The 13,858-nt window shown below is 75.5% G+C and carries 14 protein-coding genes; 7 read left to right on the top strand and 7 right to left on the bottom strand.

Translation table 11 applies throughout. The features are described from left to right. Positions 1-558: 558 nt before the first annotated feature. Complete coding sequence (gene bldD / locus ATL51_RS03215) at positions 559-1,050, top strand: transcriptional regulator BldD (protein ID WP_020625790.1); 492 nt, start codon at positions 559-561, stop codon at positions 1,048-1,050. A 107-nt stretch (positions 1,051-1,157) separates the two neighbouring features. Here bldD and nusB read toward each other — a convergent pair whose 3' ends face one another. Continuing rightward, positions 1,158-1,577, bottom strand: coding sequence for a transcription antitermination factor NusB (gene nusB, locus ATL51_RS03210; protein ID WP_100877619.1), 420 nt, complete (start codon positions 1,575-1,577; stop codon positions 1,158-1,160). A gap of 1 nt (position 1,578) precedes the next feature. Continuing rightward, positions 1,579-2,139, bottom strand: a complete 561-nt coding sequence (efp, locus tag ATL51_RS03205) for an elongation factor P (RefSeq protein WP_100877618.1) — start codon at positions 2,137-2,139, stop codon at positions 1,579-1,581. 105 nt (positions 2,140-2,244) lie between these two features. Between efp and ATL51_RS03200 the strand changes: the two genes are divergently transcribed. Genes ATL51_RS03200 through ATL51_RS03185 form a run of 4 tightly spaced genes read left to right on the top strand, consistent with a single transcriptional unit; the run spans position 2,245 to position 7,166 of the window. Continuing rightward, positions 2,245-2,910 carry a response regulator gene (locus ATL51_RS03200; protein WP_100877617.1) on the top strand — a complete coding sequence of 222 codons (666 nt, stop codon included), beginning with the start codon at positions 2,245-2,247 and terminating at the stop codon, positions 2,908-2,910. Then, positions 2,897-5,002, top strand: a complete 2,106-nt coding sequence (locus ATL51_RS03195; protein WP_100877616.1) for a histidine kinase — start codon at positions 2,897-2,899, stop codon at positions 5,000-5,002. Before ATL51_RS03200 ends, ATL51_RS03195 begins: the two co-directional genes overlap by 14 nt. Before the next feature lie 29 nt (positions 5,003-5,031). Next, on the top strand, positions 5,032-5,967 hold the full coding sequence (locus ATL51_RS03190; RefSeq protein ID WP_100877615.1) for an ABC transporter ATP-binding protein: 936 nt from the start codon (positions 5,032-5,034) through the stop codon (positions 5,965-5,967). Beyond that, positions 5,964-7,166, top strand: coding sequence for an ABC transporter permease (locus tag ATL51_RS03185; RefSeq protein WP_100877614.1), 1,203 nt, complete (start codon positions 5,964-5,966; stop codon positions 7,164-7,166). Before ATL51_RS03190 ends, ATL51_RS03185 begins: the two co-directional genes overlap by 4 nt. Here ATL51_RS03185 and ATL51_RS03180 read toward each other — a convergent pair. After that, positions 7,153-8,232: a M24 family metallopeptidase gene (locus ATL51_RS03180; RefSeq protein WP_100877613.1), complete on the bottom strand. Its 1,080-nt coding sequence runs from the start codon at positions 8,230-8,232 to the stop codon at positions 7,153-7,155. The genes ATL51_RS03185 and ATL51_RS03180 overlap by 14 nt on opposite strands. A 46-nt stretch (positions 8,233-8,278) precedes the next feature. Here ATL51_RS03180 and ATL51_RS03175 point away from each other — a divergent pair, with 46 nt between their 5' ends. Beyond that, complete coding sequence (locus ATL51_RS03175) at positions 8,279-8,995, top strand: MBL fold metallo-hydrolase (RefSeq protein ID WP_062395645.1); 717 nt, start codon at positions 8,279-8,281, stop codon at positions 8,993-8,995. A gap of 170 nt (positions 8,996-9,165) precedes the next feature. Here ATL51_RS03175 and ATL51_RS03170 read toward each other — a convergent pair whose 3' ends face one another. Next, entirely contained in the window at positions 9,166-10,095 is a 930-nt protein-coding gene (locus ATL51_RS03170; RefSeq protein ID WP_167409953.1) for a YihY/virulence factor BrkB family protein, read from the bottom strand. Positions 10,096-10,236: 141 nt separating this feature from the next. Here ATL51_RS03170 and ATL51_RS03165 point away from each other — a divergent pair, with 141 nt between their 5' ends. Next, a complete protein-coding gene (locus ATL51_RS03165) occupies positions 10,237-10,821 on the top strand; it encodes an HdeD family acid-resistance protein (RefSeq protein ID WP_100877611.1) in 585 nt (194 codons plus the stop codon). An 18-nt stretch (positions 10,822-10,839) separates the two neighbouring features. Here ATL51_RS03165 and aroB read toward each other — a convergent pair whose 3' ends face one another. Genes aroB through aroC form a run of 3 tightly spaced genes read right to left on the bottom strand, consistent with a single transcriptional unit; the run spans position 10,840 to position 13,855 of the window. Then, positions 10,840-11,973, bottom strand: a complete 1,134-nt coding sequence (aroB, locus tag ATL51_RS03160; protein WP_100877610.1) for a 3-dehydroquinate synthase — start codon at positions 11,971-11,973, stop codon at positions 10,840-10,842. Continuing rightward, complete coding sequence (locus ATL51_RS03155) at positions 11,973-12,656, bottom strand: shikimate kinase (RefSeq protein ID WP_073574681.1); 684 nt, start codon at positions 12,654-12,656, stop codon at positions 11,973-11,975. The genes aroB and ATL51_RS03155 overlap by 1 nt, the downstream gene beginning before the upstream one ends. Beyond that, positions 12,653-13,855, bottom strand: a complete 1,203-nt coding sequence (aroC, locus tag ATL51_RS03150; RefSeq protein WP_073575277.1) for a chorismate synthase — start codon at positions 13,853-13,855, stop codon at positions 12,653-12,655. Before aroC ends, ATL51_RS03155 begins: the two co-directional genes overlap by 4 nt. Positions 13,856-13,858: the final 3 nt, after the last annotated feature.

Genomic DNA, 13,858 nt, shown 5'->3' with positions numbered 1-13,858 from the left:
CGGACGGGTCTTAAAGGACGGTCGTACACGATCTGTGCGCCAACCTAGCAACTCGGCGGGTGCCCGCGCGGGACGGCCGCAGCGCGTCACACCGCGAGCCGCGCCACAGCCGCGTCACCCGTTCGAGATCACGTTCCCGTCACGATGCGCGATGGCCGACGGCCGACCGGCACGACACCTTGCGATACCCGATTCTGCCCATGCGCACCCACAGGGGCGGGTGGTGGGATCGCAGACCCACACCCTGCGCTACCGCTGACGAGGGACGTGGACTGCCCCGTTCGTGTGGGAAACCGCTCGTCAACCCCCCGAGCAGGGGGTCGAACTTGACGGTGCCGGACCGGACCCGGAGGATTACTCTCCGTATCAATCAGCACGCGTGCAGCAGCGCCGCGACGAGCGGGACGGTCGGGACGCCGACCCCCGCCGGAGCTGCCGCCCCGAACGGGACCACCCACAGGGGCGACGACGCGGCAGGCGCGACAACGCCACCGGTGCACCGCCGGTGACCGGCCGGTCCGGCCACACCGGTACGGACCGTCAGGAACGAGGAGATCGATGGGCGACTACGCCAAGGCGCTCGGGGGCAAGCTCCGGGCGATCAGGCAGCAACAGGGGCTCTCCCTGCACGGCGTCGAGCAGAAGTCGGGCGGACGCTGGAAGGCGGTCGTCGTGGGCTCCTACGAGCGCGGGGACCGTGCGGTGACCGTGCAGAAGCTGGCCGAGCTGGCCGACTTCTACGGCGTCCCGGTGGCCGAGCTGCTCCCCGAGGGCCGCATCCCGTCCGGCAGCGAGCCCGCGACGAAGATCGTGATCAACCTGGAGCGGCTGCAGCAGCTCCCCGCGGACAAGGTCGGGCCGCTGGCCCGCTACGCCGCGGCCATCCAGAGCCAGCGCGGCGACTACAACGGCAAGGTGCTCTCGATCCGCGCCGAGGACCTGCGTTCGCTCGCGATCATCTACGACATGTCCCCCGGCGAGCTGACCGACCAGCTCATCGACTGGGGAGTACTCCCGCCCGAGGCGCGTCCCGGGCAGCACGTGGGATGATCTGTTCCACCGGCCGCGTCCCAGGGGAAGGGTGACGCGACCGGTCGGGCGGTGGCCGGGGTCTGCACAGTCCCCCGGCCACCGCCCTTCGTGCGTTCAGGCCCTGGTCAGAGGGTCGCGCGCAGGTGCTCGGCGATGTCGGAGATCTGGCCGAGCACCCCGTTGACGTAGCGCGGGGAGTCGTCGGTCGACAGCGTCCGGGCCAGCTCGACGGCCTCGGTGATCGCGACCGGGTCGTCGACGTCGTCCACCCACAGCAGCTCGTAGATCCCGAGCCGCAGCAGGCCGCGGTCGACCGCGGGCATCCGGTCGACGTCCCAGCCCTCGGCGTGCTCGGCGATCAGCTGGTCGATCCGGTCCCGGTGGGTCGCGACGCCCTCGACGAGCCGCGCCGCGTAGTCCTGCACGGGCGGCGCGTCGTCGGTCTCGCGGCGCGCGGTGAGCACGGACAGAGCGTCCTCACCGCGTGCCTCGGCCTCGAAGAGGATGTCCAGTGCCCGTTTACGGGCCTTGGTGCGTGCGCGCACCTCAGCTCACGCGGCCGAGGTAACGGCCGTCCCGGGTGTCGACCTTGACCGTGGTGCCGCTCTCCAGGAACAGCGGCACCTGGATCTCGGCGCCGGTCTCCAGGGTCGCGGGCTTGGTGCCGCCGGTGGAGCGGTCGCCCTGCAGGCCCGGGTCGGTGTGGGAGATGACCAGCTCGACCGAGGTCGGGAGCTCGATGAACAACGGCTCCCCCTCGTGCAGCGACACCTGGGCGGAGGCGTTCTCCAGCAGGTAGCGCGCGGCGTCGCCGACGGCCTTCTCCGGGATCGGGATCTGGTCGAAGGTGTCGCCGTCCATGAAGACGAAGTCGGTGCCCTCGCGGTACAGGTAGGTCATGTCGCGGCGGTCCACCGTCGCGGTGTCGACCTTGGTGCCCGCGTTGAAGGTCCGGTCCACGACCTTCCCGGACATCACGTTCTTCAGCGTGGTGCGAACGAACGCACCGCCCTTGCCGGGCTTGACGTGCTGGAACGCCGTCACGGTCCACAGCTGGCCCTCGATGTTCAGGACCAGGCCGTTCTTCAGGTCGTTCGTGGTCGCCACGTGCGCGCTCTCCTGCTCGGATCTCGGATTCGTGCGTCGGTCAGGGTACCGCCACCCGGTTCGCCGGCCCGCCCGAGGGGCGGGCGACCTGCCAGGATGGGCGCCATGACGGTGCGGGTGGTGGTGGCCGACGACCAGGCGGTGGTGCGGGCGGGGCTGCGGACGGTGCTGGCGGCGGCGCCGGACATCGACGTCGTCGGGGAGGCCGGGGACGGCGCGGAGGCCGCCGAGCTGGCCGAGACCCTGCGCCCGGACGTCGTGCTGATGGACGTCCGGATGCCCGGCACCGACGGCATCGAGGGGACCCGACGGATCCGCGCGCTGCGCGACCCCGGCATCCGTGTGCTGGTGGTGACGACGTTCGACCTGGACCGCCACGTCTACGACGCCCTGCGGGCCGGCGCGTCCGGCTTCGTGCTGAAGGACGTCGAGCCGGAGGACCTCCAGGTCGCGGTCCGCACCGTGCACGCCGGGCACGAGCTCTTCGCGCCGTCGGTCACGCGGCGGCTCGTCGGCTCGTTCGTCCCGGCCGACCCGCCCGCCCCGGCCGGGCCCGCGGCCACGCTGACCGAGCGGGAGCGGGAGGTGCTCGGTCTGGTCGCCGCCGGGCTGTCCAACGCCGAGATCGCCGACCGGCTGGTGCTGGGCGGCACGACGGTCAAGACCCACGTCTCGAACCTGCTCACCAAGCTGGGGCTGCGCGACCGGGTGCAGCTGGTGGTGTTCGCCTACGAGCACGGGCTGGTGGGAGCCGCCGGTGCCGACGGCTGAGCCCGGCCCGGACGCCCCCGCGCCCGCCCCCACGCCGCTGCCCGGCACGCGCGCCGGGGATGTCGCGCTGGCGGTGCTGGCGCTGATCCTGGTCGCCCAGGAGCTGGTCACCACCCTGGTCCTGGAGATCCCCGGCTACACCCACCGGCTCACCCCGCCGCTGTCCGTGGCGCTGGCGGCGGTGCTGAGCCCGGCGATGGCCGCCACCGTGCTGCTGCGCCGCCACCGGCCGCGGCGCGCCTACCTGGTCCTGGCCGTGCTCACCGCCCCGGCGATGGCGTTCCTCGGCGGGTTCGCGACGTTGCTGTGGCCACTGCTGGCCTTCTCCGTCGCGCGGGCTCCGCAGCGCGGACCGGCCGGCGCGGCGGCCTGGGTGACGCTGCCCTGGCTCGGTGCGCTCGGCCTGGCCGGGCTGCTGCGCGTCCCGGTGTCGCCGGATCCGGCGACCGAGGCGGGGATGCTCGTCGGCGGCTCGGTGGTGGTGGCGCCGCTGCTGGTGATCGCCGCCCTCGCAGGGCGCTGGAGCCGGTCCGCCGCGCTGCGCGCCGACCGGGAACGGGCCGAGACCGACCGGCTGCGGCACGGCACCGCGCTGGACGCCGAGCGGTCCCGGATCGCCGAGGAGATCGGCGGCGGGGTGCTCAGCGGTCTGCGCGGCCTGGTCGCCCAGGCCGGCGCGCTGGGCCCCGGCGCGACCGAGGCCGACCTGCGGGCCGTGCGGGAGCGGGCCCGGTCGGTGCTGGCCGCGATGCGCCGGGTCCTGGGCGTGCTCCGCGCGCCCGCCGCCGTCGAGCCGGGTCCCGTCGCCGTCGCGGTGCCGGAGCCCGCCGTTCCCTCGCGGCGGCGCCGGCTGCCGGTACCCGACCGGGCCGGGCTGTGGGCGCTCGTCGCGTTCGTGGTCCCGGCACTGCTGATGGGGGCGCTGGTCGCCCCGGTGGCCGGCCTGGACACCGGGCAGCCCGTCGTCGACGGGTTCCTGCGCATGCTGCAGCTGCCGTGGCGGAACCCGGCCGCGGCGGTCGTCGTGGTGGCGCAGTTCGCACTCGTCGCCTGGTGGCGGACCGCGCCGGTGCCGGCGCTGTTGCTCGCCGGGGCCGGGTCGCTCGCCGCGGGTCTGCTCGACGGCTCGAACGTGTTCGCCGAGTCGGCCTGGGTGCTGCTGGTCTGGGGCGCAGCGACGGCGGCGCCGGTCGTGACGTCCGCGGTGGCCGTGGTGGTGTCGACGCTCGTCGTCGTCGCCGGGGGTGTCCTGACGGGGGTGTGGGACCGGCTCGGCTACCCGGAGTCGGTCGTCGTGCTGAACTTCCTGGCCGTGGTGCCGCTGTGGGCGGCCGGGGTCGCGGTCCGCCACCACCGGCTCGACACCGCGGCCCGGCGGCGCGCGCTCACCGAGGCGGGCGTGCGCGACGCGCTCACCCGCGAACGCCTGCGCGTGGCCCGCGACCTGCACGACGTCGTCGCCCACCACGTCTCCGCGGTGGCGGTGCAGGCCGGGGCCGCGCGGCTCGCCGCCGACCCGGCGACGCGCGCCGAGGCGCTCGGGCACATCGCCGACTCGGTGCGCCGGGTCGCCGAGGCGCTGCCCGCGCTGGCCGATCTGGGTCCGGACCCGGACGGCGCGGACCTGTCCCCCGCCGCGCTGGAGGCGCTGGTGGCGCCGTCCCGCTCGGCGGGTCTGCCGGTCGCGGTGACGGTCGAGGGCGCTCCGGCGGAGACGCCCGGTGAGGCGGAGCTGTTCGCGCGGCGCATCGTCACCGAGGCGCTGACCAACACCCTGCGCCACGCCGGGCCCACCCCCACCCGGGTACGGGTCACCCAGGGCGGCGCCGACGAGCCCGTCGTCGTGGAGGTCGACGACGACGGCCCGGTACCCGGCCACCGGCCCGACGGGACCGGCTCCGGCCTGGGCCTGCTCGGCATGCGGGAACGGGTCGCGCTGCTCGGCGGCGACCTGTGCACCGGCCCCGGCGACGGTCCGGGGTGGACGGTCCGCGCGGTGCTGCCCCGCAGCCCGCTCGTCCGCGAGGACGACCCCGCCGCGTCGCCGATCTCGTCCTGCGCGCCGATCCGCGAGGGGACACCCGGCTCGTAGCGTCGGCCCCCACGAGCGGGGAGGGACCGATGACAGCACAGCAGCAGCTCCGGGCCGGGCCGGTGACCGGCACCGGCGCGACGCTCGAGATCGACGCGCTGACCAAGCGCTACGGCGGCACGGTCGCCCTGGACGGGGTGAGCTTCGACGTCCGCCCGGGCGAGATCTTCGGCTTCGTCGGCTCCAACGGCGCCGGGAAGACGACGACGATGCGGATCGCCCTCGGGGTGCTGGCGGCGGACTCCGGGCAGGTCCGCCTCGGCGGGCGCCCGGTCGATCTCGACGTGCGCCGCACCATCGGCTACATGCCCGAGGAGCGCGGGCTGTACCCGAAGATGAAGGTCGGCGAGCAGCTCACCTACCTGGCCGAGCTGCACGGCGTCGACCGGGCCGCGGCGCGCCGGGCGGTGCTGCGCTGGGCCGAGCAGCTCGGTGTCGACCACCGGCTCGGTGACACCGTCGACGCGCTCAGCCTGGGCAACCAGCAGCGGGTGCAGCTGGCCGCCGCGCTCGTGCACGACCCGGCGGTGCTGGTGCTCGACGAGCCGTTCTCCGGGCTGGACCCGGTCGCCGTCGACGTGATGAGCGAGGTGCTGCGGGAGAAGGCCCGCGCCGGGGTGCCGGTGCTGTTCTCCAGCCACCAGCTCGACCTGGTGCAGCGGCTGTGCGACCGGGTCGGGATCCTCGTGGCCGGCCGGATGCGGACCGTTGGCACCGTCGGCGAGGTGCGCCGCGGTGGCGGCACCCGGCTGGAGGTCCACGCCCCCGCCGCCGCACCCGGCTGGGCGCAGGGCCTGCCCGGGGTCACCGTGCTCACCCACGACCGCGGCCGCACCGTCCTGGCGCTCGGCGACGGCGCCGACGACCAGCGGGTCCTCGCCGCGGCGCTCGCCACCGGGCCGGTGCGCGGCTTCACCGTCACCACGCCGTCGCTGACCGATCTGTACCGGGAGGTCGTCGCATGACCGGGTCCGCCACCCTGCCCGCGCACCGCGCGGTCGCGCTCGTCGCGCGTCGCGAGTTCCGGGTGCAGGTGCACAAGCGCAGCTTCTGGATCAGCAACGCGATCATGGTTCTGGTCATCGTCGGCGGCATGGTCGCCTACGCGGTGTTCGGCTCCGGCGGCGACGACCGTCCCACCGTCGGGGTCGCCGGGGACGCCTCGCTCGCCGCGGCGGTCACGACCGCCGGGGAGCGGCTCGGCCTGCCCGTCGAGGTCCGGGAGGTGCCGTCCGCGGCCGCCGGGCGCGACGCCGTCGCCGCCGGGGGCCTCGACGTCGCCCTGACCGCGGACGGCCCGGCGGGCGCGGTCGCCGTCGTCGACTCGGACGTGCCGTCGGCGACCCGCGCGGTGCTCGACGCCGCGCTCGCCGACCGGGCCACCGCGTCCGCGCTGGCGACGGTGGGACTCACCCCGGCCGAGCTGGCCGCCGCGACCCCGCCCGCCGGGCTCACCGTCGACGCGCTGGATCCTGCCGACCCCGAGGCCGGGCAGCGCACCGCGCTGTCGTTCGCCGTGCTGATCGTGATGTTCATGCAGATCGTGGGCTTCGGCCTCACCGTCGCCATGGGCGTGGTCGAGGAGAAGTCCAGCCGCGTGGTGGAGCTGCTGCTGTCGACGATCCGCCCGCTGCACCTGCTGTGGGGCAAGGTGCTGGGCATCGGCGCGGTCGGGCTGGTCCAGCTGCTGCTCTACGGCGTCGTCGGCATCGGCGCCGGGATCGCCACCGGGCTGCTGACGATCACCGGCACCGCGCTCGGGGTGTTCGGCGCCGCGCTGGGCTGGTTCGTCCTCGGCTACGCGTTCTTCGCGGTGCTCTACGCCGCGGCCGGGTCCCTCGTGTCGCGCCAGGAGGACGTCAACACCACCACCGGGCCGCTGATGATGCTGCTGTTCGCGATGTACGGCGTCTCGTTCTGGTTCCTGGGCTCGCCGGACTCCGCGGTGCTCGGCGTGCTGTCGTGGATCCCGCCGTTCCCGGCGATGCTGATGCCGCTGATGATCGCCGACGGGTCCGCGACCGCCTGGCACGTCGCCGGGTCGGCCCTGGTCATGCTGGTGGCGCTGGTCCTGCTGGCGAAGGCGGGCGCCCGGGTCTACGAGCGGTCGGTGCTGCGGATCGGGGCGACCGTGCCGTGGCGGGAGGCGCTCAGATCTCGATGAGCTCGCGGGGCAGCCCGGTCAGCGGCACGGCCGGGCCGCCCGCGACGACGTGCAGGGTGTCCTCGATCCGCACCCCGCCCCGTCCGTCGAGGTAGACGCCCGGCTCGACGGTCACGACGTTGCCGGCGTCGATCCGACCGGTGGCGGTGATCCCGAGCCACGGCGGCTCGTGCACCGCGAGCCCGACCCCGTGGCCGAGGCCGTGCGGGAACCGTTCGCCGTGCCCGGCGGCGGTGATCACGTCCCGGGCGGCCGCGTCGACGGCGGTCACCGACGCCCCGGCGACGAGCGCGGCCCGCCCGGCCGCGGCGGCGGCGTCGACCAGGCCGTGCAGCTCACGCTGCCAGTCCGCGGCCGGGCCCAGGCAGAACGTGCGCGTGGTGTCGGAGTGGTAGCCGTCCAGCGCCGCCCCGAAGTCGATCTTGACGAGGTCGCCGCGACGCAGCTCGGTGCCGGTGGGGCGGTGGTGCGGCACCGCGGAGTGCGGACCGGCGGCGAGGATGGTGTCGAAGGCGGGGCCGTCGGCGCCCAGGCGGCGCATCCGTTCGTCGAGGTCGAGCGCGACGTCGGCCTCGGTGCGTCCCGGGCGCAGGCCGCCGTCGTCGAGCAGGGCGCGCAGCGCGGTGTCGGCCAGCGCGCAGGCCGCGGCGATCCGCTCGACCTCGCCGGCGTCCTTGACCGCGCGCAGCCGCCCGGCCAGGCCGGGGGCGCGGCGCAGCCTGCGGCCGGGGACGGCGTCACGGACCGCGGCCAGCCCGTCGACGGTGAGGGTCGCCGAGTCGTAGCCGAGGGTCAGCCCGGCGGGGACCCGGGCCGCGGCGGCCGGCGCGCTCGGCCGGTCGACGAGGACCTCCAGGTCGGGGCACTGCTCCGCGGCCTGCACCCGGTAGCGCCCGTCGGTGCAGAGCAGGTCGTCGCCCGGGTCGGCGGCGATCACCGCGGCGGCGTTGGAGCCGGTGAACCCGGTGAGGTGCCGGACGTCGATCAGGTCGGTGACCAGCAGCGCGTCCAGTCCGGCGGCGGGGAGCAGGGCGCGCAGGGCGTCGCGCCGGGCGGGGTGGGACATGGCCCGAACCCTATGTGCGGTGTCGCGGCTGTCTAGGGTCTCCGGCATGGGTCTCTACTTCCGCCAGCTGCTGTCGGGCCAGGACTACGCCGTGGGTGACCCGGTGGCCACCCAGATGGTCAACTTCTCGTACCTGATCGGCGACGACGAGACCCGCGAGGCCGTCGTCGTCGACCCGGCCTACTCCCCCGACGAGCTGCTCGCGACCCTCGACGCCGACGGCATGCGCCTGACCGGGGTGCTGGCCACGCACCACCACCCCGACCACGTCGGCGGCACGATGATGGGCTTCGACCTCGTCGGCGTCGCGCAGCTGATCGGGTCGCACCCGGTGCCGATCCACGTGCAGCGCGCCGAGGCCGACTACGTGACGCGGGTGACCGGGCTGTCGGCCACCGACCTGACCCCGCACGACCACGACGACGTCGTCGAGGTGGGGAACGTCGCGATCCGGCTGCTGCACACCCCCGGTCACACCCCGGGCAGCCAGTGCTTCCTGGTGCCCGGCCCGGACGGCGACCGGCTCGTCGCCGGGGACACGCTGTTCCTGCAGGGCTGCGGGCGCACCGACTTCCCGGGCGGCGACACCGCGCAGATGTACCACTCGCTGCAGCAGCTGGCCGCGCTGAAGGGCAACCCGACGGTCTACCCGGGGCACCGGTACTCCCCGGCGTCGAACGCCCCGCTCGACGACGTGCGGGCCACCAACACCGTCTACCGGGCGACCTCGGCCGAGCAGTTCGTGGCCGCGTTCGGGTCATGACGGTCGGACCGTGACGGCCGGATCGTGACCCCGGCCGCGGAGGTGCTCGGCGAGGGGACCGGCGACGCGGCGGTGCTCGGGACTCTCGCGCGGCGTCGCGGCACCCGCCCGCCGACGTGGCGATCGTCGCCCTGCACGCGCTGTTCGCCGCCGAGCTGGACCTGCGGGGGCTACCGGACCCGCTGTGCCGGGTCCTCGACGACGTCGGTCTCCGACCCGGGTGCGGGGTCGGTCCCGTCGGTCGCGATCCACGCCGCGGAGAACACCAGCAGCCGCGACAGCAGGAACAGGAAGAACAGCGTCGCGAGCACGGTGCCGAACACGGCCCCGCCCGCGGTGTCGGACACGGCGCCGACGACGAGCGCGACCCCGAGCTTGAGCAGCTCCAGCGCGACCGCGCCGACGGCGGCGGGACGCACGACCCGGCCCGGCGGGACCGGCCGGCGCGGCAGCCGGGCCAGTACGAAGCAGAACACGGCCCAGTCCAGGACCAGCACCACGACGGCGCCGAGCACCCGCAGCGCGACCCGGCCGCCGAGCGCGTCGCGGACGCCGACCAGCTCCAGGGTGAACCCGGCCAGCCCGGTCACGGCGAACGTCACCACCACCGAGGCGAGGACGGCGACGCCGAGCACGGCCAGCGCGCCCAGGTCCCACAGGACCCGGCGCGGCGAGACGATCCGCTCGGCGGGCAGCCGGAACTGCGCCGACAGCGCCTCCCGCAGGTACGACGTCCACGTCGACCCGGCCCACAGCACCCCGAGCGCACCGATCCCGACGAGCGACCGGCTGCGGTCGGCGGCGGCCTCCACGGCGGGGGCGACGGCGCCGGTCAGCCCGGCCGGGAACGCCGCCTCGACGGCGAGGACCAGGTCGTCGCGGGAGGTGGTGCGCCAGAACACGAGCAGCCCGAGGGCGAAGAACAGGACGAGCAGCAGCGGCACCGCCGCGATCACGGTGTAGAACGCGACCGCGGCGGACAGGTGGTTGCCGCGCTGGTGGCGGTAGCGGTCGGCGGCCCGGCGGGCGTGCCCCACCAGGGACGACCGGGCGGGGAGCTCACGGAGCCGTCGCAGGCCGTCCCGGATCACGTCGCGCACCCGGTCATCCTCTCCCACGGCCCCCACCGCGATCCGCGCCGGAGCGCCGGTGCCACGGGGGGGACCTTCGCCCCGGTCGCGGCTCCGGTGCGGGTGGGACCGTTACCCGCCACAACCCCTCCACCCGGACGGAGCACGACCATGGTCGACGCGAGTGACGGAACGGGACGGGCGCCCACCGCCGAGGACGCCACATCACACGGGGTCCGCGGACTCGTCGTACTCCGCGGTGTCCTGGTCCTGCTGTTCGGGCTGGCCGTGCTGGTGACCCCTGGCCTGGCCCTGCTGGTGCTGATCTACGTCTTCGCCGCGTACGCGCTGGTCGACGGCGTCGTCGCGGTCGTGCTCGGGATCCGGCACCGGGGCGAGCGCCCCGGCTGGGGCTGGGCCGTCGCGCAGGGCGTGGTGTCGGCCGTCGCCGGTCTGGCGGCCTTCGCGCTGCCCGGGACCGCGGCGCTGTTCTTCCTGTACGTGGTCGCGTTCTGGGCGATCGTCGCCGGAGTCGTCACCGCGGTCTCGGCCAACGAGGTCCGCCGGCACGGCGGTCCGTGGGGGTGGGTCGCCGGACGGGCCGTGCTCGACGTGCTGTTCGGCGTCCTGCTGCTCGTGTGGCCGGCGTCCGGCATCCTCGCGATGCTGTGGCTGGTCGGGGCGTTCGCCCTGGCCGCAGGGGTGCTGCTGCTCGTGCAGGCATTCGGGTCGCGTACCCACCCCGCCCTCGGCTGAGGTGTACCGACCGCGGTCTCAGCCGGAGATCGCGGCGTACGCGGTCTCCAGCAGCGCCGGGTCCGGGCCCTCCAGCCGCCCCGGCTCGGCGAGGCCGTCGAGCACGACGAAGCGCAGCGTCCCGGCCCGGGACTTCTTGTCCCCGCGCATGGTCTCGGTCAGCTCGTCGAGCACGCCGGGCTCGTAGCGCGTCGGCAGCCCGACCAGCTCCAGCACCTCGCGGTGCAGGTCGGCGGTGGCGTCGTCGAGCCGCCCCGCGGCGCGGGCCAGCTCGGCGGCGAACACCAGGCCGACCGCGACGGCGTTGCCGTGCCGCCACCGGTAGCGCTCGCGGCGCTCCACGGCGTGGCCGAGGGTGTGGCCGTAGTTGAGGATCTCCCGCAGGTGCGACTCGCGCAGGTCCGCCCCGACGACGTCGGCCTTCACCCGGATCGCGCGGCGCACCAGCTCGCCGAGCACCGGCCCGGCCGGGTCCAGCGCGGCGGCCGGGTCGGCGCGGACGCGGTCGAGGATGACCGGGTCGGCGATGAACCCGGCCTTCCACACCTCCGCGGACCCGGCGACGAGCTCGGGACGCGGCAGCGTGCGCAGCGTGTCGAGGTCGACGAGCACCGCGGACGGCTCGTGGAAGGCGCCCACCAGGTTCTTCCCGGCGGCGGTGTTGATGCCGGTCTTCCCGCCGACGGCGGCGTCGACCATCGCGAGCAGCGTGGTCGGGACGTGCACGACCCGTACCCCGCGCATCCAGGTCGCGGCGACGAACCCCGCCAGGTCGGTGACCGCTCCCCCGCCGAACCCGACGACCACGTCGGCCCGGGTCAGCGCGGCACGGGCACAGGCGTCCCAGCAGTCGGCCAGCGAGGCCAGGGACTTGCCGTCCTCGGCGTCGGGCACCTCGTGGGTGACCGCGGCCAGCCCGGCGGCCTCCAGCTCGGCGCGGGCGGCACCGGCGCGGTCGGCGAGCGTCGGCGGGTGCAGCACGAGGACCCGGCCGGCCCCGGTACCGACGACGACCTCGGCCAGCCGCGCGGCCACCCCGGCGCCGACGAGCACCGGATAGGGCTGCTCGGTGCGGACGTCGATGCGGACCGAGCCGTCGGACTCGGTGGTGCCGGAGGTGTCGGGCAGCGTGCCGGACGGTGTGGACGTCATCAGGCCTCCGCCCGCTCGGTGCCGGCCCCGTGCTGCGGCGAGCCGAAGCCGGGCGCCGGCAGTGTCGAGTCCTGGCGCGGGGTGGGCCGGTCGAACGGGTCGGCGGCGTCCGGGGAGGCCTCGGGCAGCGCGGACGGGCCGTGCCCGAGCTCGGCCAGCACGGCGGCGACGACCTGGTTGGGGCTGCGGCGCACCGTCGTGACCGCCACGGTGGCGACCTCGGCGTAGAGCGGGGCCCGCTCGGCGAGCAGCGCCCGGAACGTCGCCCGCGGGTTCACCCCGGCCAGCAGCGGGCGCGCGGTGGACATCCCGGTGCGGCGCATCCCGTCGGCGAGGTCCACCTCGAGGGCGACCACGCGGTGCCCCGCGAGCAGGGCGCGGGTCTCGGCGGCCAGCACGGAGCCGCCGCCGAGGGCGAGGACGCCGTGCCCGGCGCGCAGCTCCTCCGCGACGACCTCGCGCTCCAGCGCGCGGAACGCGGCCTCGCCCTCCTGCACGAACATCTCCGCGATCGGCTTGCCGATGCGGGCGACGATTGCGGCGTCGGTGTCGGCGAAGTTCAGCCCGAGCCGCTGCGCGAGCAGCGAGCCGACCGTGCTCTTCCCGGACCCGGGCGGGCCGACGAGCACCACCCAGGGGCGGCCCTCGGCGTCGGGGGCCGGGGTGGGGGCCGGCGCGGTCACCGCTGCCCCGCCAGGTAGGAGGCCAGGTTGCGGCGGGTCTCGTCGAGCGAGTCGCCGCCGAACTTCTCCAGTGCGGCCTGGGCCAGCACCAGCGCCACCATCGTCTCGACGACGACCCCGGCACGCGGCACGGCGCAGGCGTCGGAGCGCTGGTGGATGGCGGTGGCCTCCTCGCCGGTGGTGGTGTCGATGGTGCGCAGCGCCCGGGGGACGGTGGAGATGGGCTTCATCGCGACGCGGACCCGGACCGGCTCACCGTTGGTCATGCCGCCCTCGATGCCGCCGGCCCGGTTGGTGAGCCGGGTGACCGGCACGGTGCCCGCCGGACCCTGCCCGGGCGAACCGGCGGGGACCATCTCGTCATGGGCGACGGAGCCGCGGCGGTGCGCGGTGCGGAAGCCGTCGCCGATCTCGACGCCCTTCATCGCCTGGATGCCCATCAGCGCGGCGGCGAGCCGGGCGTCGAGCCGGCGGTCGGCCTGCACGTAGGTGCCGACGCCGACCGGCATCCCGTAGGCGATGACCTCGATGACCCCGCCGAGGGTGTCGCCCGCCTCGTGCGCGGCGTCGATCTCGGCGGCCATCGCGGCGCCGGTGGCGTCGGTGAAGGCGCGCACCGGGTTGGCGTCGATGCGGTCGAGATCGGCGGGGCCGGGCAGCGGCTCGTCGTCCGGGGCGTCGACGGCGCCGATGCCCACGACGTGGGACACGATCGTCACGCCGAGGGCCTGCTGCAGGAACGCCTTGGCGACGGTGCCGAGCACGACGCGGGCGGCGGTCTCGCGTGCGCTGGCGCGCTCCAGGACCGGGCGGGCCTCGTCGAAGCCGTACTTGGTCATGCCGGCGAGGTCGGCGTGGCCGGGACGGGGCCGGGTCAGCGGCGCGTTGCGGGCGCGGTGCGCGATCAGCTCCGGGTCCACCGGGTCGGCGGCCATCACCGTCTCCCACTTGGGCCACTCGGTGTTGGCGATGCGGACCGCGACCGGCCCGCCCTGCGTGAGGCCGTGCCGCAGGCCGCCGATGACCTCCAGCTCGTCGGCCTCGAACGCCATCCGCGGGCTGCGGCCGTAGCCGAGCTTGCGGCGGGCCAGCTCGGCCTGCAGCTCCTTGGTGGTGACCGAGACCCCGGCGACCATGCCCTCCAGCACGCCCACCAGGGCCGGACCGTGGGACTCCCCGGCGGTGATCCATCGCAGCACGGC

Source organism: Pseudonocardia alni, assembly GCF_002813375.1.
Classification (GTDB): Bacteria; Actinomycetota; Actinomycetes; order Mycobacteriales; family Pseudonocardiaceae; genus Pseudonocardia; species Pseudonocardia alni.
Note: the sequence above shows the minus strand (reverse complement) of the source record. Positions and strands in the feature narration are given on the sequence as shown.